The sequence below is a fragment of the Wenzhouxiangella marina genome, from assembly GCF_001187785.1.
Taxonomy (GTDB): Bacteria; Pseudomonadota; Gammaproteobacteria; order Xanthomonadales; family Wenzhouxiangellaceae; genus Wenzhouxiangella; species Wenzhouxiangella marina.
The window spans coordinates 1,757,281-1,778,176 of sequence record NZ_CP012154.1 but is presented as its reverse complement, the minus strand read 5'-3'; the positions used below and the strand labels follow the sequence as shown (position 1 = coordinate 1,778,176).

The 20,896-nt window shown below is 61.9% G+C and carries 20 protein-coding genes and 2 tRNA genes; 7 read left to right on the top strand and 15 right to left on the bottom strand.

Annotation, left to right across the window (positions count from 1 at the left end):
- Positions 1-10: 10 nt before the first annotated feature.
- The 4 genes from rpsR to WM2015_RS07440 all read right to left on the bottom strand — a co-directional run bounded on the left by rpsR (position 11) and on the right by WM2015_RS07440 (position 2,987).
- Entirely contained in the window at positions 11-235 is a 225-nt protein-coding gene (gene rpsR, locus WM2015_RS07455; protein WP_049725450.1) for a 30S ribosomal protein S18, read from the bottom strand.
- Positions 236-238: 3 nt separating this feature from the next.
- Positions 239-688, bottom strand: a complete 450-nt coding sequence (gene rpsF, locus WM2015_RS07450; protein WP_049727011.1) for a 30S ribosomal protein S6 — start codon at positions 686-688, stop codon at positions 239-241.
- Between the two features lie 312 nt (positions 689-1,000).
- Entirely contained in the window at positions 1,001-1,993 is a 993-nt protein-coding gene (locus tag WM2015_RS07445; protein ID WP_156200985.1) for a hypothetical protein, read from the bottom strand.
- Between the two features lie 637 nt (positions 1,994-2,630).
- Positions 2,631-2,987, bottom strand: a complete 357-nt coding sequence (locus WM2015_RS07440; RefSeq protein WP_245609820.1) for a HesB/IscA family protein — start codon at positions 2,985-2,987, stop codon at positions 2,631-2,633.
- A 71-nt stretch (positions 2,988-3,058) separates the two neighbouring features.
- Between WM2015_RS07440 and asnS the strand changes: the two genes are divergently transcribed.
- Genes asnS through WM2015_RS07415 form a run of 5 tightly spaced genes read left to right on the top strand, consistent with a single transcriptional unit; the run spans position 3,059 to position 7,710 of the window.
- Positions 3,059-4,459 (top strand): asparagine--tRNA ligase, encoded by a 1,401-nt coding sequence (asnS, locus tag WM2015_RS07435; protein WP_049725447.1) that lies wholly within the window; start codon positions 3,059-3,061, stop codon positions 4,457-4,459.
- Positions 4,460-4,503: 44 nt separating this feature from the next.
- Complete coding sequence (locus tag WM2015_RS07430) at positions 4,504-5,289, top strand: SDR family oxidoreductase (protein ID WP_049725446.1); 786 nt, start codon at positions 4,504-4,506, stop codon at positions 5,287-5,289.
- Complete coding sequence (locus WM2015_RS07425; protein ID WP_049725445.1) at positions 5,286-6,731, top strand: aldehyde dehydrogenase; 1,446 nt, start codon at positions 5,286-5,288, stop codon at positions 6,729-6,731. Before WM2015_RS07430 ends, WM2015_RS07425 begins: the two co-directional genes overlap by 4 nt.
- A 27-nt stretch (positions 6,732-6,758) precedes the next feature.
- Positions 6,759-7,178 carry a RidA family protein gene (locus WM2015_RS07420; RefSeq protein WP_183971346.1) on the top strand — a complete coding sequence of 140 codons (420 nt, stop codon included), beginning with the start codon at positions 6,759-6,761 and terminating at the stop codon, positions 7,176-7,178.
- 31 nt (positions 7,179-7,209) lie between these two features.
- Positions 7,210-7,710: a 3-hydroxyanthranilate 3,4-dioxygenase gene (locus tag WM2015_RS07415; protein WP_049725443.1), complete on the top strand. Its 501-nt coding sequence runs from the start codon at positions 7,210-7,212 to the stop codon at positions 7,708-7,710.
- A gap of 7 nt (positions 7,711-7,717) precedes the next feature.
- On the opposite strand, the gene aceK is transcribed toward WM2015_RS07415, so the two are convergent.
- A complete protein-coding gene (gene aceK, locus WM2015_RS07410) occupies positions 7,718-9,457 on the bottom strand; it encodes a bifunctional isocitrate dehydrogenase kinase/phosphatase (RefSeq protein ID WP_049725442.1) in 1,740 nt (579 codons plus the stop codon).
- Positions 9,454-10,371, bottom strand: coding sequence for an AEC family transporter (locus tag WM2015_RS07405; RefSeq protein ID WP_049725441.1), 918 nt, complete (start codon positions 10,369-10,371; stop codon positions 9,454-9,456). The genes aceK and WM2015_RS07405 overlap by 4 nt, the downstream gene beginning before the upstream one ends.
- 216 nt (positions 10,372-10,587) lie before the next feature.
- On the opposite strand from WM2015_RS07405, the gene WM2015_RS07400 reads away from it, so the two are divergent.
- Entirely contained in the window at positions 10,588-12,441 is a 1,854-nt protein-coding gene (locus tag WM2015_RS07400) for a hypothetical protein (RefSeq protein ID WP_049725440.1), read from the top strand.
- Positions 12,442-12,755: 314 nt separating this feature from the next.
- Here WM2015_RS07400 and WM2015_RS07395 read toward each other — a convergent pair whose 3' ends face one another.
- From WM2015_RS07395 to WM2015_RS07360, 9 genes are all read right to left on the bottom strand, one after another.
- Positions 12,756-14,378, bottom strand: coding sequence for a right-handed parallel beta-helix repeat-containing protein (locus WM2015_RS07395; protein ID WP_169751121.1), 1,623 nt, complete (start codon positions 14,376-14,378; stop codon positions 12,756-12,758).
- 185 nt (positions 14,379-14,563) lie between these two features.
- The gene (locus tag WM2015_RS15850) at positions 14,564-15,118 is read right to left on the bottom strand and encodes a hypothetical protein (RefSeq protein WP_156200983.1); all 555 of its coding nucleotides are present in this window, start codon (positions 15,116-15,118) and stop codon (positions 14,564-14,566) included.
- A 3-nt stretch (positions 15,119-15,121) separates the two neighbouring features.
- The gene (locus WM2015_RS15845; RefSeq protein WP_156200981.1) at positions 15,122-15,523 is read right to left on the bottom strand and encodes a hypothetical protein; all 402 of its coding nucleotides are present in this window, start codon (positions 15,521-15,523) and stop codon (positions 15,122-15,124) included.
- Positions 15,513-16,733 carry an ISL3 family transposase gene (locus WM2015_RS07385; RefSeq protein WP_049727010.1) on the bottom strand — a complete coding sequence of 407 codons (1,221 nt, stop codon included), beginning with the start codon at positions 16,731-16,733 and terminating at the stop codon, positions 15,513-15,515. Before WM2015_RS07385 ends, WM2015_RS15845 begins: the two co-directional genes overlap by 11 nt.
- 205 nt (positions 16,734-16,938) lie before the next feature.
- Positions 16,939-17,472, bottom strand: a complete 534-nt coding sequence (locus tag WM2015_RS07380; protein ID WP_049725437.1) for a hypothetical protein — start codon at positions 17,470-17,472, stop codon at positions 16,939-16,941.
- A 22-nt stretch (positions 17,473-17,494) separates the two neighbouring features.
- Positions 17,495-18,352 (bottom strand): hypothetical protein, encoded by an 858-nt coding sequence (locus tag WM2015_RS07375; protein WP_156200979.1) that lies wholly within the window; start codon positions 18,350-18,352, stop codon positions 17,495-17,497.
- A 396-nt stretch (positions 18,353-18,748) separates the two neighbouring features.
- A tRNA-Glu gene (locus WM2015_RS07370) sits at positions 18,749-18,824 on the bottom strand.
- 45 nt (positions 18,825-18,869) lie between these two features.
- Positions 18,870-18,945: transfer RNA gene (locus WM2015_RS07365), tRNA-Ala, on the bottom strand.
- A gap of 72 nt (positions 18,946-19,017) precedes the next feature.
- Complete coding sequence (locus WM2015_RS07360; protein WP_049725435.1) at positions 19,018-19,665, bottom strand: response regulator; 648 nt, start codon at positions 19,663-19,665, stop codon at positions 19,018-19,020.
- Between the two features lie 91 nt (positions 19,666-19,756).
- On the opposite strand from WM2015_RS07360, the gene WM2015_RS07355 reads away from it, so the two are divergent.
- Positions 19,757-20,884, top strand: coding sequence for a fatty acid desaturase family protein (locus tag WM2015_RS07355; protein ID WP_049725434.1), 1,128 nt, complete (start codon positions 19,757-19,759; stop codon positions 20,882-20,884).
- The last annotated feature ends 12 nt before the right edge of the window (positions 20,885-20,896 follow it).

Here is a 20,896-nt window from a genome sequence, read left to right as displayed (position 1 = left end):
ATACTCCCGATCAGTGGTTGTCCGAATACGGCAGCAGGGCCAGATAGCGTGCACGCTTGATGGCCGTGGCCAGCTGGCGCTGGTACTTGGCCTTGGTGCCGGTGATGCGGCTGGGCACGATCTTGCCGGTCTCACCGACGAAATCCTTCAGCAGGTCGACGTCCTTGTAGTCAACGTGCTCGATGCCTTCCACCGTGAAGCGGCAGTACTTGCGTCGTCTCATGAATCGGGCCATGGATCAATCCTCCGAGCGATCCGAATCCGAATCATCATCGGAATCGTCATCGCTGTCATCGTCGTTGTCATCGTCGCTGCTGTCGTCGTCATCGTTCGACACGCGGCGGCTCTTCTCGCGCTCGTCCTTGCTCTCCTTGCGCTTGAGCATGATCGAGGGCTCGGTCTCGGCCTCGTCCTTGCGCACCACGAGGTGGCGCAGGATGGCGTCGTTGAAGCGGAAGATGCCTTCCAGCTCTTCCAGGGTGGCCGCGTCGCACTCGATGTTGATCATCAGGTAGTGCGCCTTGTGCAGCTTGGCGATGGTGTAGGCCAGCTGCAGACGGCCCCAGTCTTCGCTGCGGTGAACGGTGCCACCGTTGCTTTCGACCACAGAGCGGTAGCGTTCCAGCATCCCCGGCACTTGATCGCTCTGGTCCGGGTGGACCAGCAGTACGATTTCATAATGACGCATGGTCAATGGTTCTCCTTTCGGTTTCGAGCGCCCGCCTCGATGGCGGGCCGTTCAAAGCCCCCGGACGCACTGCAGCACAGTGGCCGTGGAGCAAGAAGACCCGGGCGCAAACCCGAGCCAGCCCGCCATTATACGCGGCTTTCTCAAGAATGTGAATGTCATCGTTCTCCGAAATCCCGCCGGAATGGGTCCGGAACCTTACGATGCGGTCCTTTGACAGGACAAACCACGGGTAAAGGACCTGACAGCCCCCCTGAAATAGATTTCCCCGGCGAACCGGGGAAAACGTGATTGAGCAGATGACCGAAAATATCAATAAGGTCCGATTGGCCAACAGCGCATCGTATCGCCTTCCATTCTGCACCTCGCGGGAACGGAATCGCCACCTTGTCCGCCACCCGGACCGGTGATGGGGATTCCCAGCACTCTGGCTCTGTCCAGAAACTCTCTCAGGCTATTCTGGCCGATGGGAGTTCCTGAAAAATCATAGCGCTGCCCGACCATATCACTTGGAGTCAGCGGCATCGGATTGCCCTCGGAATCCCTGAAGGTCGACCAGTCAGGCTCCCACTGATCGGACTGGAAATTGAAATTCCAGATCCCGTAGCTCCCATCACTGAACTGCAGCTTCAGCTGGGTGTTCACGTTGATCGGAGAGGCAGGAACCCACCCGTCAAAAATGTTCTGAACTTCTCCCAGCAGGCCCAGGAGACCGACGTTACTTTCGGCCAGCTGGCTTGCAGCAGCCAGAGCGCCGAAAACATCATATGCGGTATTCTGGCCGGTGCCCGGCGGGATATTGATCGGGTGCACGATCACTCCGGAAGAACGACCCCCGGAAATCACACCCCCCGAAGTCTCTCGCTGCCCCTCTCCAGAGATCCACTGCGCTTGACAGCTGGGATAGTCGTAGGCGCCACCCTGAGGGCGCCAGACATCGTTGACGAAATAATTCAGTAGACCCGCATAGTACGCTTCGTCCCCACCCAAAGGGCTCTGAATAACACTGACCGAGGGTAATGAGCTGGTTTCAGATGAACTATCCGCACCGTCCGCCCCTTGAATGATCGTGCCGGGCGGAGTCACCTGAACATAGAATTTGCTCGCAATTTCGTTATGGAAATCATAGATCCAGGCAAAATCCCCGGTCTTGAGCTGATACTCCAACGCCACCTCTGACGCGCATTGATGTTTCTGAGCCCAAGTACAGCCGTCACAGGTCTTCCACGCATTTTCAGACGCTAGGGCCAAAGAACTTCCAAAAGACACCGCTAAAACAAACACGCCAACTTTCAGGCCTTCCATTTTATCCTCCATGCAAAATAGATTAGCCCCTTAAGGCGTAATTCTAATTGGTCTTACCATCTTGTCAACAGGGGATATTTCATTCTTCTCCCAACTTCAGTCCTGAATGTCGGGCCATAGCGCTCGCCCAATGAACCTCCAACTGCACGCGCGCTCCAAGGCCCGCCAGAACAGTTCTCCTATGCGTGATCTCTCAGTCGTTTGTCATCATCCCCTAGAGCCTGAGGAATCAACCTCAGAACATGTCGATTCCGGCTGTTCCGCTGGATTCTTGGCGCGGAGGGGAATTAACTGCGCTGAAGTAAGGGTTCACGCATGGCAAAAAAACTCTGAACGGTCAGCCAAGGCTCCGCGGACACCAGGACCATCATCAATAATGATCGCATCCCTGCCCCGTGAGCAGGCGACGCCGCTCGCCGCCTACCACCGAGCCCGAAACACGGCCGATAGTGGGAAAGCTACTGATAGATCACAGCAGAGGAGGATCAGGGCAGAACCCACTGCCGAGTGGAGCCGAACCGCAGGCACGTTTGTCGGTGCCGCGGAACCCTCCACGAATCAAAAACCCTGCCCGGGGCTCGCCTTTGAAAGAGGCACTCACCCCGACCGGCAAGTTGCGGCGGCGCAAGCCCGAATCTTAGCCGACGGTAAAGCTCTCCCCGCAGCCGCACTCGCCGGTGACATTGGGGTTTCGGAAGCGGAATTCGCGCACCAGGCCTTCATGGACGAAATCGACCGTGGTGCCGGCCACCATGGGCAGGGCCCGATCATCCACCAGGACCTTGAGGCCCCCGGCCTCGAAGACGTGATCGCCCTCCTCGACCGCCTCGGCGATGCCGACGTCGTAGGCCCAGCCCGAGCAGCCGGTCCGGTGCACGCTCAGGCGCAGGCCGATGCCGCCGTCCCGAGCCATGAATTCGCGCACCCGCGCAGCGGCCGAAGGCGTCAGTTCAACGCGTTTTTCCTGCATTTCGGGTTCAGTTGCCGTAGCCATGTCCAGTATTATTGTGGTTTGCTTCGACGCATTCAATGCGCCCGCTTTCAAACAGGATCTTAATTTCTACCATGCAAACCGTCAGCGTCCGACAAGTGCTGTCCGGCGATGTAGCCGCCGGCACGAAAGTCACCGTCCAGGGCTGGGTTCGAACCCGGCGAGACTCCAAGGCCGGCTTTTCCTTCATCCACCTGAACGACGGCTCCTGCTTTGCCAATCTGCAGCTGGTCGCCAGCAAGGACCTGCCGAATTACGAAGAGGGCATCCTGAAGCTGACCAGCGGCGCCTCGCTGAGCTGCATCGGTGAGGTGGTCGAATCCAAGGGCCGCGGCCAGAGCCTGGAGATCCAGGCCGAGTCGATCGAGGTGCTCGGCCTGGTCGAGGACCCGGACACCTATCCCATCCAGCCCAAGCAGCACAGCTTCGAGTTCCTGCGCACCGTCGCGCATCTTCGCCCCAGGACCAACACCTTCGGCGCCGTGACCCGCGTGCGCCATGCGGCCGCGCGCGCCGTGCACGAGTTCTTCGATCAGCACGGCTACTACTGGGTCAACACCCCCATCATCACCGCCTCCGACGCCGAGGGCGCGGGCGAGATGTTCCGGGTCTCGACCCTGGATCTGGCCAACCTGCCGCGCAATGACAAGGGCGAGATCGACTTCCACCAGGACTTCTTCGGGCGCGAGACCTTCCTGACGGTCTCGGGTCAGCTCAACGTCGAGGCCTTCTGCCTGGCCATGAGCAAGGTCTACACCTTCGGCCCGACCTTCCGCGCCGAGAACTCGAACACGACCCGCCACCTGGCCGAATTCTGGATGGTCGAGCCCGAGGTGGCCTTTGCCGACCTCGAAGACCTGGCGGCCCTGGCCGAGAACTTCCTGAAGTTCGTCTTCGCCCGCGTGCTCGAGCGCTGCGGTGAGGACATGGCCTTCTTTGCCGAGCGCATCGAGCCCGAGGCCATCAATCGCCTCGAGGCCCTGGTCAACAGCGACTTCGTGCAGATGGACTACGCCGAAGCCGTCAGGATCCTCCAGGCCAGCGGCAAGAAGTTCGAGTACGCGCCGGAATGGGGCGTGGACCTGCAGACCGAGCACGAGCGCTTCCTGACCGAGCAGCACTGCAAGGCACCGGTGGTGGTGAAGAACTACCCGACCGAGATCAAGGCCTTCTACATGCGCCTGAACGACGGTGGAGAAACCGTGGCGGCCATGGACGTGCTCGCCCCGGGCATCGGCGAGATCATCGGCGGCAGCCAGCGCGAGGAACGACTCGATGTGCTCAGCCGTCGCATGAGCGAACACGGTCTGGATCCGTCGACCTATCAGTGGTTCCTGGATCTGCGCCGTTACGGCACGGTCCCCCACGCCGGCTTCGGCCTGGGCTTCGAGCGCCTGCTGAACTACATCACCGGCCTGGGCAATATCCGCGACGTCATCCCCTACCCGCGCACGCCCGGCAGCGCGCCGTTCTGATTCCCCGGCAGGGATCGGTCCACCCCGTACAACGGAGACCCGCCATGGACATGAAACTGAACGGAAAGCACGCCCTGGTCTGCGGCGCCAGCCAGGGCATCGGCCAGGCCAGCGCCGAAGCGCTGGCCGAGCTCGGCGCCCGGGTCACCGTCGTGGCCCGCTCGGCGGACAAGCTATCGGCCGTTGCCAGCCAGCTTGATCGAATCAATGGCGAGAAGAATCAGTGGATTGCCGTTGATCTTTCGAACGAGTCCGAGATCGAAGCCAGGCTCCTACCCGCCCTGGCGAAGGATCCAGTCCAGGTCCTGGTCCTGAACGCCGGCGGCCCGCCGCCGGGTCCCCTGCAGTCGGCGGACCCGCAGGCCTTCATCGATGGCATGCGCCCGCACCTCGTCGCCAGCCAGCACCTGCTGCGCGCCGCCCTGCCCGGCATGCGCGAGGCCGGCTACGGCCGGATCATCAACATCATTTCCACCTCGGTCTACGAGCCGATCCCGGGCCTGGGCGTCTCCAACACGGTCCGCGCCGCCGTCGCCGCCTGGGCCAAGACTCTCGTCGGCGAGCTGGGCCCGGACGGCATCACGGTCAACAACGTCCTGCCCGGCTTCACCGCCACCTCCCGCCTGGACAAGATCATCGAAGGCAAGGCTCGGCAGCAGGACATGAGCGACGCCGAGGTGGCCGAGCAGCTTCGATCCTTCGTGCCGCTGCGGCGCTTTGCCCAACCGGAGGAAGTCGCCAATGCGGTCGCCTTCCTGGCCAGCCCGGCGGCGGCCTACATCTCCGGCGTCAGTCTGGCGGTCGACGGCGGTCGCCTGAAATCGCTGTGAGAACCGTCGGCAACTTCATCGCCGGCCGGACCCAGCCGGCCCTCGAGGGCGGCAGCCTGGAAAACCTCAATCCCGCCACCGGCGAATGCATCGCCCGGATACCCGACTCCGGCCCCGCCGACGTCGATCAGGCCGTGGCCGCAGCGCGCGAAGCCTTCCCGGACTGGTCCGCTCGCCCCGTCGCGGACCGAATGGAGCGCCTGGAGCGCCTGGCCGGTCTGATTCAGGCCAATGCCGAGGAACTGGCCGCCCTCGAGTCCGAAGACACGGGCAAGCCGCGTCGCCTGGCGCGCGAGATCGACATGCAGCGGGCCGAGGCCAACCTGCGTTTCTTCGCCCGAGCGATGAGCCAGTGGTCCAGTGCCGGCCACGACATGGGTCCGACCGGGTTCAACTACACGCGCCGCGAACCGCTGGGGCCCGTGGCCCTGATCACACCCTGGAACCTGCCGCTCTACCTGCTGACTTGGAAGCTCGGACCCGCCCTGGTCACCGGCAACACGGTGGTGGCCAAGCCCTCGGAGCTCACCCCGCTGACCGCCGACGCCCTGGCCCGACTCGCCAACGAGGCAGGCCTTCCGGCAGGCGTCTTCAACCTCGTCCACGGGCTCGGGGCCCGCTGCGGCCAGGCCCTGGTCGATCACCCGGACATCAAGGCCGTCTCCTTCACCGGCGGCACGGTCACGGGGCGTCGCATCGCCCAGTCCACCGCGCCCCGCCTGATCAAGCTCTCGCTGGAACTGGGCGGCAAGAACCCGGCCCTGGTCTTCGACGACGCCGATCTCGACCGGACCGTTGCCGGTCTGCTGCGTGCGGGCTTCACCAATCAGGGCCAGGTCTGCCTGTGCAGCTCGCGCTTCCTGATCCACGAGTCCATCTACGAGCCACTGGTCGAGCGCCTGGTCGAGGCCGTCAAGGGCCTGAAGGTCGGCGACCCCGAGGACGAGGACAACACCCAGGGTGCGCTGATTTCGGCAGCCCATCGCGACAAGGTTCTCGGCTACATCGACCAGGCTCGCCAGGACGGCGGTCGCATTCTCTGCGGCGGCGAAGCCACCCGGCCCACGGGCCGCTGTCAGGACGGTGCTTTCGTGCTGCCCACCCTGATCGCCGACCTGCCCCCCGAGAGCCGTCTGCACCGCGAAGAGATCTTCGGCCCCGTCGTGACCCTGCAGCGCTTTTCGAGCGAGGAGGAAGCGATCGCGCTGGCCAACGACGTCGACTATGGCCTGGCCGCCACGGTCTGGACCGAAGGCCTGTCGCGCGCCCATCGCGTGGCTGGCCGCCTGCAGTCGGGCATCGTCTGGGTCAACAACTGGCTGGTGCGCGACCTGCGCACGCCCTTCGGCGGCGTCAAGGCCTCCGGCCTGGGCCGCGAGGGCGGCCACTGGTCGCTGGAATTCTTCACCGAACCGAAGAACGTCTTCATCAACGGCGACTGAACGCGCCCACGAGCAAGCGAAGGAATCATGAGCGACAAGATCCACTCCGACACCGCCCCGCGCCCCGTCGGCAGCTATCCGCACGCCCGCCGAGTCGGCAATCTGCTGTTCCTGTCCGGTCTCGGCCCGCGGATCCCGGGCAGCGATGAAGTCCCCGGCAACGTCTACGACGAGGCCGGCACGCTGATCGACTACGACATCGAGGCCCAGACCCGTCAGCTCGTCGCCAACCTGGACCAGGTGCTGGCATCGGCGGGCGCCAGCCGCGCCAACCTGGTCGACATCACCGTCTTCCTGACCGACATGAAACGGGACTTCAAGCGCTTCAACGCGATCTACGCCGAGTATTTCACCGAAGCCGCGCCCTGCCGGACCACGGTCGAGATCAACGCCCTGCCGACCCCGATCGCGATCGAATTCAAGTGCATGGCGGCCTTCGCCGAGTAGACTGTCGAGTCAATCAAGCCAGGACCGGACCATGCTGCCACCGATCGACTTCAAGCGCTGGATCGAAGACAACCGCCACCTGCTCAAGCCCCCTGTCGGCAACAAGTGCGTCTATGACGAGGACTTCATCGTCATGGTCGTCGGCGGCCCCAACCAGCGCAGCGATTACCACTACGACGAAGGCCCCGAGTTCTTCTACCAGCTCGAGGGCGACATGATCCTGAAGCTGATGGAAGAGGACGGCCCGCGGGATGTCCGCATTCGCGAAGGCGAGATCTTCTACCTGCCGCCGAAGGTGCCGCATTCACCGCAGCGCCTGGAAAACACCGTCGGCCTGGTGATCGAGCGCAAGCGTCTGCCCCATGAGAAGGACGGCCTGATGTGGTTCTGCCCGGCCTGCCACCACAAGCTCCACGAGGAGTACTTCCACCTCGAGAGCATCGAGAACCAGTTTCCGCCGATCATCCAGCGCTTCCTCGGCAGCGAGGAGCTGCGCCGCTGCGATCGCTGCGGGGAAATGCACCCGGCCTGAAGCCGCTTCAGCCGGAGCAGCTCAGCAAAGCGCCTTCGTTGTAGGGCGGCACGTCCAGGGCCTGGCCGGAGCGGATGCGCGACTGCACCTCGGCCCACCAGTCGGCATCGAACAGTTCACCGTGAACGCGCTCGAGCAGCGCCATATGGTCCCTTTTCAGGCCCATGAAGCGCCGGAACTCCTCCGGGAAGACGTCGTTGTCCTCGATCGAGTACCAGGGCTGCGAGCTGTAGATGTCGGTGAAGTCCCGCGCTTCGGGGATGCGTCGGAAGCGGCAGTCGGTCAGCAGCATCAGCTCGTCGTAGTCGTAGAACACCACCCTTCCCGAGCGCGTCACCCCGAAGTTCTTCGGCAGCAGATCTCCGGCGAAGATATTGGATCGCGCCAGATCCTTCAGGGCCTGCCCCATGTCGAGGACAGCGGCTTCGGCCTGCGCGTCGTCGACCTCCTTCAGGTAGAGATTCAGCGGCCGAACGCGGCGCTCGACCCAGCAGTGGCGGATGACCAGACTGCCCTCCTCTTCGTTGACCACCTTGGAGCAGCCCTCGACCAGTTCCTGCCGGAGCGGTTCGGGAAAGCGCGACGCGTCGAAGCGCAGGTCCTTGAACTCCTGCGCGTCCAGCAGGCGCCCGACCCGGTCGTGGCGGTAGACCAGGTGATAGCGCTCGAAGACGTCCTTGCGGTGCACCTTCTTGGCCGGATCGAAGCGATCACGGAGCAGCTTGAAGACCAGCGGGTAGGACGGCAGGGTGAACACCATCATCACCATGCCCGGCGTGCCCTCGGCCGCCTGCATCTGTTCCTTCGGTGCCTGTTCGATGTGTCGATAGAAGGCTCGGTAGCGCTCGGTCTTGCCCTGCTTGGCACGCCCCAGCACCGTGTAGAGCTCGTCCAGGGGCTTGTCGGGCAGCAGGGTGCGCAGGAAGACCACCGCGTCACCCACCGTCGGCAGATCGGCCAGGAAGTAGCTGAAGGTGAAGCCGAACAGGATGCTGACCTGGATGCGGCGGCAGAGCAGCGCATCGACGCGCACTTCGCCCTGCTCGGCCTTCAGAGCGATCACGCAGGGCAGAAAGGCATCGCGGGCGAAGGCACGGCCCACGAGATAGGCCCGACCTTCTCGGTAGAAGACCGTCTCCAGCAATTCGATGCTGCTCAGCCCGTCTTCACCTCGCGCCTTCAGTTCGCTGGCCATGTGCTCGGCCAGCTTCCGGGCATCGCCGCGCACGTCGCCGTAATCGATCGAGAACGGGTGGTCCCGAAGAATTCGCTCGAAGGTCGCCGCAGGCCGCCCGCTGACTGCGTAGACGTGGCGAGACACCGGATGGGTGATGCGGTCCGTCGGGTCGATGTCCGGCGCCATGAACTCGATCTTCGGGTCCACGCCGCGAGTCTTGAACAGGCGCCGGCTGATGGTATTGAACCAGGTCTTGTAGAGTTCCTGGTCCAGGCGATCCCGGATGCGACGTTCATACGCCGCACGCAGATGCTTCCAGACGCTGCGCGAGAACAGTCGGCTGGCCAGCAACACGTCCAGGCGCCCGATCAGCTCGTCGATGCCCTGGTCGTAGAGCGCCATTCGCTCGACCACGTCGCGACGCATGCCCTGGCGGTCACCGGCCTCGAAGCGGCGGCGACCCCGACGCGCGATATCGCCGAAGCTGGCGTTGTAGTCCTCGAAGCCGGTCACGATCAGCGAGACCGCCGACTCCACCGACTCGTTCAATTGCCCCGGTCGCGGTGTCATGCGCCCCCCAGGATTCGTTCGGCCAGCCAGAACCAGGCCGGCACGGTGATGGCGGAAAACAGCACGCCCCAGGCCACCAGGGCCGAACCCAGGGCCGGCGCCAGGCGGGCCGCGGCCAGCAGTGCGGCGGCGGTGATCATCGGCGGCATCGCCGACTCGAGCACCGACACGGTTCCGATGTCGCCGCGCGCGCCCAGAATCCAGGCCAGGCCCAGCGCCAGGGCCGGCAGCACCAGCAACTTGCCGACCAGGCCGATGACGAGCCCGCGCCGGTAGTCCGGCACCAGGCGCAGCTTCAGACTGAGCCCGATCGCCAGGGTGACCAGGGGCAGCAGCATGTCGGCAAAGCGCTCGACCAGACCCATCAGCGGCCCCGGGAACCAGGCATTGCCGAACAGCAAGGCGGCCACGAGCGCGATGAAGGGCGGAAACGTCAGGATTCGCCGCCCCATCGAGGTGAGCGTCGGGTTCTCGCCCTCGCCGTACCAGCCGACCACGAACAGGACGTGGGTACAGACGATCAGGAAGGAGCCGAACTGGTCGTAGACCACGGCCAGGCGAATGGCCTCGGCGCCCAGCAGGGCTTCGACCAGCGGAAAGCCGAGGAAGGAGGTGTTGCCGAGCGGGATCAGCACCATCAGGGTCGCGATCACCTCACGGCGAAGGCGAAGCCAGCGACCGATCAGCAGCACCACCAGCACCGTGATGGCCAGCAGCAGCCAGGGAATCAGCACCAGGGGCAGCAGCGCCCAGGAGGCTTCCAGGGTCGGGACATGAATCAGGATGAGGGCCGGCAGACACAGGGCGATGACCACCTTGTTGAGCACTTCCGGCGTCGACTCGGGAAAGTACCCGGTGCGGGCCAGCGCCCAGCCGGCGGCGATCAGCCCGATGATGATGAGGTAGGCGGACATGTCGTCGATATTCCGAACCAGTGGCCATCCTACCCGCCAAGCGGATTCTCGATGCAATTTTTTCCCCAAGCCCGAAGGCTCCGACCCGTCATTTCCTGACCTGGATCAATTCGCCTGGCGACCCCATGTGATACATATTAGGTAATACGCATACAACGGAATTTGCTCCGGCCATCGGCAATGGCCCGACGCAAGCCCACCTTGAGGAGCCGCGCCATGAACCGAGTCCACCTCCGCCCCAGCCCGCGAGGCCGCGTCATCATCCTGTTCGCCCTGACCGGTCTGATCCTGCTGGCGGGCCTCGCCATGGCACAGGATCGCTACCGGCGCGCCAAGCCACCGGTCAGCCCCGAACCGCCAATCAGCATCAACCTGCCCGGGACGAGCAACTTCGACCCGGACTGGGGCTATGTGGGCGCCTTCGCCTCGGCGCTGGAATGCGGCAGCTGCCATGAGGCCACGCCCAACGTGCCCACGGTGATGTTTCACGACGGGGTCGATGTCAGTCCGTTCACGGGTTGGCGCCATACCATGATGGCCAATGCCTTTGCCGACCCCTATTTCCAGGCCAAGCTGACCTCGGAAACCGCAACGGTGCCGAGCCTGGCAGGGTTCATCGAGGACAAATGCCTGACCTGCCATGCGCCGATGGGACGGACCAACGCGCATCACACGGGCCAGGGCCTGGACCCGGAGGGCCAGTATCGACTGGCGACAGCGGTGAACGAAATGCACGCCCGCGAAGGCGTCAGCTGCACGGTCTGTCATCAGATCCAGCCCGCGAACTTCGGCGAGGAAAGCAGCTTTTCCGGCGGCTATGAAATCGACCCGATCCTCCGCGACATCTTCGGGCCCTATGACTCGCCGCGCGGCAACCTCATGTTCAATCAGACCGGCTACAACGCAGTGTTCGGGCCGGACATGGAGAGCTCGGAACTCTGCGCCACCTGCCATACGCTCTACACGCCCGTGGTGGACGTCAACAGCAACGAGCCGGCCGGGCTGAACTTCCCGGAGCAGACCCCCTACTTCGAATGGCAGAACAGCATCTACTCGGCCGATCTGGGCGGCGATGTGCAGTGCCAGGACTGCCACATGCCCCAGCCCGCACCCGACTATGCCACCGTCATCGCGACGCGCAACGGGACCGATCCCGCGCCGAACTGGCCCCTGCGGCAGCCCTTCCATGCCCACGAGTTCGTCGGCGGCAACGCCCATATGCTCGACATCTTCGCCGAGTTCCGCGAGCAGCTGGGCCTCCTCGACACCACCGAAGACGGCTTCCGCGCCAAGGCGGCAGACTCGCGCAACCTGCTTCAGAACGCATCGGCGGTGATCGAAGTGCTGGATCCGGAAGTCGATGGGGACGCGATCCTGGCCCCCGTTCGCATCACCAACCTCGCCGGCCACAAGCTGCCCACGGGCTACCCATCCCGGCGCATGTGGATTCATCTGCGAGTCCTCGATGCCAACGACCAGGTCGTCTTCGAGTCCGGCGCGCCGAACGCCGATGGCGAACTGGCACTCGATGCCCTGCATGGCCGGAGCGAATGCCTGGAGCCCTACGAGAACCACATCTCGCTGGCACCTCGCCCCTGCTTCGAACCCCATCGTGATCTCATCGAGGATCCGGATCAGGTGGCGATCTACGAATCGGTCATGGGCGACGTCAACGGTCTGATCACCTACCACCTGATCTACGGCAGCCACTACCTCAAGGACAACCGAATCCCGCCGATCGGTTTCCGTCGCTCCGTCCTGCCGGCGGACGGCGCCAGCGATATCTACGGTGCTGCCCGCAACGACGGAGATTTCAGCCCGAGCTTTCCCGCCCAGGGCAGCGGTCAGGACGTCGTCCGCTACCGCATCCCGACCGGTGAAGCCGCCCTGTCCCTCAGCATCGAGGCCCGACTGCTCTACCAGAGCATCCGCCCGAACTTCGTGCAGGGCCTGCACGCCCCGGAAAGCGAGTCCGTCAGCCTGTTCCAGAAGATGTACGCCAGCGTCCCACCGGCGCCGGAGGTACTGGCGACCGCGGAGCGGGATTTCTCACCGAGCAAGCGCCGCTGATCTGCGAGCATCCGGTGGATTCGCAAGTGCGGCGCCAAGCTCACTTGCGAATCCGCCCTCGGTGAGCCTTTGCGCTTTCCGACTCGCTGAAAGTTGGGAAACGAGTGGCGGGAAACACTAGAACCAGCATTGCCAGCACCAGGGGAATCAGCAAGCATCCTTCTTCGAGCACCGAAACGGCGATGGTCTGGTCGACGAAGCCATTGGGTACGGTCACCGGGGCGATTCAACACTCCAGCCTTTATCGAATAGCCTCTAATCCCGCCAGGCTCTTCGGCACCTTCATCAGGGACGAATGACAGCAATTCACCCCGCTATGATGCAGGCCTTCTAACAAACTCCTGGCCGGAGATGAGCATCAACCCGAGAACCAGAAACGCCAGCAAGGCGGGCGAAGACAGCAAGGAGACGGGGATTGTCTCATCGGCAAAACCACTCGGGACGGTCAGCGCGCCAATTGTCGAGGGAGATCCGATCTGTCTGGGAAAGCCCGCTCCACGTTGGTCGAAAGGAAGATTCAGAGGATTCAAGCCGACAGCCAGAGACGGACTGGTCGGTAATGGCAGATGGGTATCGACGCAGCGCGCCATCCCCGGAAATCCGGCGGGCACGGCGCACCCGTTGTCCTGGAGCGGCCCCAACTGCGGGTCCAGGCTCACCACATCGTTATCATCGGGCATCAGTCCGCTGCCGAGCAGGTTGTGACGGCTATCGACGAGAACCCGATTGAAACCGAATGAATTGCGCTCGAAATCCGGGCCGCTACCCATATTCCCGGACAGGATCGAACTCTGAATATCGACGAGGGATGTCACAGGGAAGCTAGGTTGAGCCGCAGTCAGACTGAGCCCCCCTGCGCCACCTTCTACAAGGCTCGTATTCTCGGTCACTGTCGAGTTGTACAGATCCACGCTGAAAGCATTGTTTGTTGCAATACCGCCGCCCGAGCTCAGGCGACTCGTATTGTTCGAAACGGTGGAGTTGACGATCTCTAGGGATTCATTGAAATTCGCTCTGATGCCACCCCCGGCAAAATCCGAAACGTTGTTGGAAACCGTTGTGTCGCGAATGAGCGCATTGCCCCCACCAATCGCGATTCCGCCTCCTGAGCCATTGGATACCTCGTTAGACTCCACAATTAGATTGGAAAACACCACCTCGGAACTAGAGGTGCTGATGGCACCACCTTCAGGAAAATCAGGGTTGACCAGGTTGAGCGCTGCGTTACCAAAAAAAATCGAGTCACGAATTTCAACTAAACCACCCTCGAGCGACAATGCTCCGCCATCCCCACTGCCGGCCAGAGTGGAATTGCCCTCGAAATGGGAACGGGTAATGTTGAGTTCGAAGGATGGACCGGGGAAAACAACCGGGTAGCCCACAAAATGAATCGCCCCTCCGCCACCACCAGCTTCCGCTGTATTGTTGCGGAAAATCGTCTCCGAGAGAACGAGATTGCCCTGCCGGACGTAGAGAGCACCACCAGAGGACTCGCTCTGGTTAGTCTCGAAAATCGAATTGACGATCTCGACACTGGCATTTGCGCAGATTGCACCGCCATAGGATGTAGGGGATTCGCAGAGAAAATCTGGATCACCTGTGGCGGTACCATCTCGAAGAACAAGATCCTCTAGCACTACGGATCCCGCCGAAGCGAGGACCCGAAAAATCTGGGCGTTACCACCCCCGCTAATCACCGTCCTGCCCCGCGTGCCGAGCACTGTAACGGGTGCTGTAATTTCGATACCTCCTCCTGAAAGTATCACTGAGTCCACGTCCAGAAGGATCTGATCTTCCTCCGGGGACAGATTGGCCAGGCCAATCGCTTCCCGCAGGCTCCCCGGCCCGGAGTCTGCGGTCGACGTAACGATGAACTCCAGGGCCAGAGCATTCCCAAGCAGGCAGTAGAAAACCAAAAATGTGGCAACTTTTCTCACTATAAACACCGATCTAAAAACTTTATGTCGTGCGCATTGAATCTTGCTCGAATTATTGAGGCAAGCTTGGGCTCTGACGGTAGCAGTCAGGTAACGCTCCAACCCGTCCGTGCGTACTTACAAAAGAGGACCATTCACATCATTTAGCGCGTGCGTTCTGACAGACAATGACAAGACCAATCTGGTCAACGAGCAACTTCTCTAAGCTCTTCAATAAGCTCAGAGATCGCCGCAGCCTCGTCCAAGGTACCCAAGTCCCCTAATCCGAATACGAACTTGAAAGTTTGATTAGAACAACCTAGAAATAAATCTGGTTCGTGGTTGAACCTATTTATCAAGAAAACCTCATTCCCGTTACTCACAATCATCCCCAAAAGCGACCGGTCTGGTGAAACCAGGTCCATTCTGAATCGCAAAGACCCGGAAAGCTCTTGTCGGTCTTCTGGCTCGTCGCACTGACCAATAAAGCGCTCAAAGCGTCGAACAAAGGAGCTTGCAGAAGACGATGTTCGAATATTAGAGACTTTTGTTGCAACTGAGGTGATGTCCTCTACAGAAACTCGGGGCCCCGCGGACACCCATGGCGTCACGAATATCTCAACGGCCCCCACTTGATCTGAAAGCCACTCAAAGACGGGCAAACGCTCTGCAATTGCATTTGTGGGCAACACTCCAAAAGTCACCGCCATAACTAAAAGCGAAAGGCTACCTTTTAGTCCTAGTGTTTTGTTAGTACTCATGAGTCACCTCTGATCATTTGTAAACTCTGTCACGCCCATACCTTCACGAACGATTCCGCCATGCTTCCGAACTCCAGTTCGGACAGGCTCGCCATAGAAGGTCGCAACACGTGTTTCAATGCCGCTTATCACCGGCCCTTCTGGCAACTCTTGATCTACAACAAGCGGCTGAGTATTGGCCCAATCGTACTCCAATTGATACACATGGCCAGCTTCATGAATCAAGCCCAGCGCCGGTGATTGAGTGTTCAAAGATCCCCTATCCTGGTAAACACCAGCATCGGAGTTCCAATAGATGACATGCTCACCATCTTTGATATCATATCTTGAGACTAAGCCTTCCCTGATATTGACAACATTGCTCCCATTATCTAATAGGTCGAAAATATTCGGTTCATCGCGCATTTCCGGGGAAGGCGGCCCGGATCTTGAGGAAGAAGTACTCTTGGTCGCGGTAGCCGTAGGCTCTGCGCTTGATCACCTTGATGGTGTTGTTGATCCCTTCAACGATGCTGGTATTCAGCGGGTGACGGCAACGAGCCAGAATGCCGTGAAGATATGGCTTCAGGCGCTGGGCGAAGCGCTGTAACGCAGCGATCCCGCTGCCCATTGCCTGGTCGAGCCAGTTATCCCAGGCCTTGAGAGCCCAGCCTTCTCGGCGGTAATACCAAAGCCGCTTGAGTTCATCTCGCAGCAGATAGACTGTCAGCAAAGCCTGATTGGCTTCGAGAAGCTCTTGGAGCTGGATCTTCTGAGTCGGACTGAGGCACCTGCGGTTGCGCAATAGCAGCCAGCGAGCCGACTTTACGACCTTCCGGGCCGGCCGATCCTTGCGCAGTCGGTTGGCTTCATCGACGCGGACACGGTCAATCACCTCGCGGCCGTACTTGGCCACGACGTGGAACAGGTCGTAGACGACTTCGGCCTGCGGGCAATGCGCCTGGATCTCCAGCTCGTAGGCTGTTGTCATGTCGATGGCCACTGCCTCGATGCGCATGCACACCCCGTCGGGTAGCCACTTGAAGAAGGCTCGTGCCGTGTCGCGGGAGCGGCCAGGCCCAACCCATAGCACCTGGCGCTGAATCGGTTCGACCACCACGGTGGCATAGCGATGTCCCTTGTGGAGCGCGAACTCGTCCATGGCCAGATAGCGGATGGCTGACCAATCCGGCTCAGGCAATGAGGCTTTGAGCCGGCTCATGTCGATCGCCTTAACCGTGTGCCAGTTCAGGTCGTAGAAGCGGCTAACGCCTTGAATCGTCATGCCTTCCAGTAATCGACCACAGGCATCGGCCAACCGGTCGGTGACGCGTTGGTAACGGCTCAGCCAGCTCAGCTGCTCCAGCCGAGGCCCACCGCAGCGCTCGCACCAGATCCGCCGGCGAGGAACCACCAAAACGACCCGATACTCGAACAGCGGCAGATCCCGCACGCGACGAATGACCGTCTCATGCACCTGCCGACAGCGCTGCCCGCAGCTCGAACAGGTCATGACCTTCCGTTTGGGCTCCAAGTGCAGCTCAACAGTCCCCGTCTCGCCGTCGGGCCAGACTACGTCCTTGAGCCGGTAGCCCTCCCAAGACCCCAGTCTCTCCAACGTTCTTCGATCAAGCATCGGTCTCTCCAAGATCCGCTCGAGGAAACCCATCAACCCGAGCAAGAGTCTTACACCCGCGCGCTCTTGCCCGCGCCCGGTGGCTGTTGTGCGTGCTCAATCGGGCGCAAAACCTGCCTCAAAAAGCCCTTGCACCGGAAATCGGGGGAAATCCGAGCCAAAGACCGCGAAATCACTCTGGACTCCCCCGGAATACGCGCGCAGCTCAGAGAGTTGTGGCTGTCTCTGTCCTCGGTAGCGGCTCATTGCAGGGCTCGGCTTCGGACAGAAAGCGGCCGAGCGCGTCGAGGGCCTGCGTCGCCGCGTTGGTGATTCCACGCTGGAACTCACTGCTCGAACCGGCCCAGTTCGTCACGTCATGACGGCCACGAAGCACGATCGGAGACAGATCGGAAAACGTCGCCACCAGTACGACCGTATAGAAACCTCGCATGGCCTTGCCTTGCGAATAGGCGTACCGGAGTTCGACGTCCAGGGACGGTCCCGACTCGCTCTCGGTAAGCATGGACCGGATGTTTGCGTCCAGGTACTCGATGAGATTCTCGATGTCATAGGCATGCATCGATGGCCCGGTCACTCGACCTGCCCGACGGCGATCGATCACGCCGTCGAAGCTGGCCGTGCAGCTCACCGCCAACCGGGGCCCAGCCTCGACGTTCATTTCGATGGTCCGATACTCCCGATTGCCGCAGGCAGCCAGGAGTACCGTGACCAGCAGGACAAGCGACGCTCTGATCATGCGTTCGCGGCGCGGAGACGGCCTACTCGGCCGCAACCGCCGAATCATGCTGCACGATGAGCACCTCGCGCACGTTCTTGTTCATGACGAGCCAGTGCGTTTCGTCGGTGCCGCCCACATGGAAGTAGCGAATCCGTCCGGTGTAATCGGGAATGCGGTATCGACGGTCGGCGTCCATCGACCAGTCACCTTCCTCGATATGCGCGATCGCAGCCTGGATCGTGGCATCCATGCCGCGGAAGATCAGTTCGCGCTTTTCATCGACACCCATGGCCAACCAGGCTTCAGCGTAGGCATCCCGGTCATCATCCTCGTCCGGCTCGGGGAGTGGATGAACGAAGGTGTAGCTCTGACTGAAGCCCGTGTAGCGGGGCCGGTTTCGATTGTCGATGGAGAATTCCGACAGGGCCAGACTGACTTTCAGATCCGAAAGATCGTTCGTGATTCGCACGGTCGGCGAAATTCCGATGAAATCGCGGGTGTACTCGTAGTCCTCGTCCAGAACCTCATAGAGGATTTCCGGTTCGAGGACACTGATCTGATCCGTCAGGCCGGAGTCCAGGATTCGCTGGCTGAACTCCTCGGCCAAAGGCACGTCGATCAGGGCATCGCGGATGCTGCCGATCGCTTCTTCAGCACGACGATTCTTGCTGCTATCGATCGCGTGCACGATGAGCACGCCGAGCAATCCGCCACCAGCGGCCATCGCATTGGTATTCGATGCCTCGGTTTCGAGTTCCTTCTGCGTCGCGGTGATGAATACGCCGGACTCCTCGAGCGGGAAGCCGACCTCGCTGATGGGCTTGGTCGTCACGCAACCGGACAAGAACAACAGACAAAGGAACGCGCCCCAGACGGGCGAGCGATATCGATAAAACATGGGATTCCCCTGAAAACAACAAAAGCCAACGGAGGGGAATTCTACCGGCGCATGTCTTGCTTGTCCACGGACCGCTGCCGGTCAAGTAAAAAAGCCCGCGCAAGGCGTTGCTGGTTCGGCGTTTCTGGTGGGAAGGGATTGCTGATGCTGCGCATCAGCGTTCTCCGGGCGCGTCGCGCCCTCCGAATCGAACCGTGGGGTTCGATTCCTCCATAGGGGAGGCTAAAAATGAAAAAGCCCGCCGGTGGAGTAGAAGCTGTGTCGGAGGCTGCGGGAGGGGATTGCTGACGCTCCGCGTCAGCGAGCTCGCCTTCGGCTCGGTTCGAACTGGGTTCTGGAATCCGCCAGAGGGGACCCCAAAATAAAAAAGCCCGCGCAAGGCGGGCTTTTTCATTTTGGCGTCCCCTAGGGGATTCGAACCCCTGTCGCCGCCGTGAAAGGGCGGTGTCCTAGGCCTCTAGACGAAGGGGACGTAACCGGTGAAACAGGTACTGCTTCGTGCCTAGGCAAATCTTTTTGGTGGAGCCAGGCGGGATCGAACCGCCGACCTCTACAATGCCATTGTAGCGCTCTCCCAGCTGAGCTATGGCCCCACAACAAGCCGCGCATTCTAGCCAAGGATTTCGAGGCTGTCAAACACTTTGCGCGAAAAATTGCTCGGCGGTTCAGTGAACGGGATCGATGTTCATCAAGCCGTACCGCAGGGCCAGGCGCAGCAGCTCGACTTCGCTGCTCACGCGGGTCTTATCGTACACCCGGTACTTGTGCGTGGCTACTGTTTTCGGGCTCAGGTTCATGACCTCGCCGATGGCCTTGACGCGCATGCCCTGGGCCAGCATGAGCGCCACTTCGAGCTCGCGCGGGGTCAGGCCTTCGAAGGGGGTGTCGGGGGTGCCCGGCAGCATCGACAGGGCCAGTTGCTGCGCGATATCGGCCGCCAGGTAGCGCTCGCCCCGGGACACGGCCCGGAGGGCGGTCAGGAGCTCTTCGGCGGGGCTCGATTTCGACAGGAAGCCGCTGGCACCCACCTCCAGCAGGCGCGCTGGCAGGGGCGGCTCGGCGTGGGCGGTCAGTACGACCACCCGCACCCGCTGCGAAGCCCTGCGGATCCTGGCCGTGGCCTCGAGGCCCGAGCAGCCCGGGAGTTCCACGTCCATCAACACGATGTCCGGCTCGAGCTCACGGGCCAGGCGGATGCCCTGCTCGCCGGTGGCCGCCTCTCCAACTACATCGAAGCCCGGATCGTCGCTCAGCAAGCCGCTCAGGCCGCTGCGAACCACATCGTGATCGTCAACGATTACAATATCGATCATCTGCCAACGCCCTCCTGCTCATCCAGGGCTTAGCCCTGAACGTTGGTAGCCCCTTAGGTCTTCTTTCGCTCAGTATGCTGCAAACCCGCCCATGACTCAAGTGACCGTCCCGACCGCAGGCCCGCTGACTCCCGAAGAAGAGCGGCAGTGGATTCGCGCTGCGCACCAGGAAGTGGCGGATCTGTTCGGGCATCGCCCGGTCCTGTACTGGGCCGATCTGTTGCTGAGCGCCGCCGCGGCCTGGAGCGGCACCGTGCTGTACTTCATGGCCACGCCCTTCTCCGGCTGGCAGCTGCTGGGCCTGCTGGTGGCCGGCATCGCGTTCTACCGCGCCGGCACCTTCATGCACGAGATCATCCACATGCCCCGAGGCGTGCTGGTGAACTTCCGGCGCGCCTGGAACCTGTTGATCGGCGTGCCCCTGCTGATGCCCTGGGTGCTCTATCGCAATCACATCGGCCATCACACACGAGCCCACTTCGGCACGCCGGACGACGGCGAGTACCTGCCCCTGGCCGCTGCCCCGCTGCGCGACACCCTGCTCTACCTGGTGAAGGTGCCACTGCTGTCGCTGATGGCCTTTGCCCGCTTCGCGATCGCCGCGCCCCTGTCCTGGCTGATTCCCCCGCTGCGGCGCTGGCTTCTCGAGCGGGGCTCGGCCTATGTGTCGAATCCCTACTACCGCAAGCCCTTTCCGAAGAAGGACCGACGACACCTGTTGATCGTCGAGGCCCTGTGTCTGGCCTGGGTGCTGTTCTGGGTCGGCATGACCGTCTTCGGACCCGTCGAGCCCATTCACTGGCTGATGGCCTGGGTGCTGCACGCCTTCACCCTGGGCCTGAACTGGGTCCGGAATCTGGCGGCGCATCGTTACGACAACCCCGGTCAGGCCATGAGTCACATCGCCCAGCTGCAGGATGCGGTCAACATCACCGGTCAGACCTGGCTGACCTGCTGGCTGTTCCCGGTCGGTCTGCGCTACCACGCCCTGCACCATCTCTTCCCGGGCCTGCCCTACCACAGCATGGGCGAGGCCCATCGCCGCCTGGTCGATCGCTTCGGGCCGGATTCGCCCTACGCGGCGGCCAACCACTCCAGCTTCTTCCGCGTGGTCGGTCAGTTGCTGCGTTCGGCCAGCGACACCCGACCCGAAGCCTCCGCGATCGCGGTCTGGCGGGCAGCGGGCCGGGCGCCCGCATCCGGTAGAATGGCGGGCTGATTACTCGAAGCG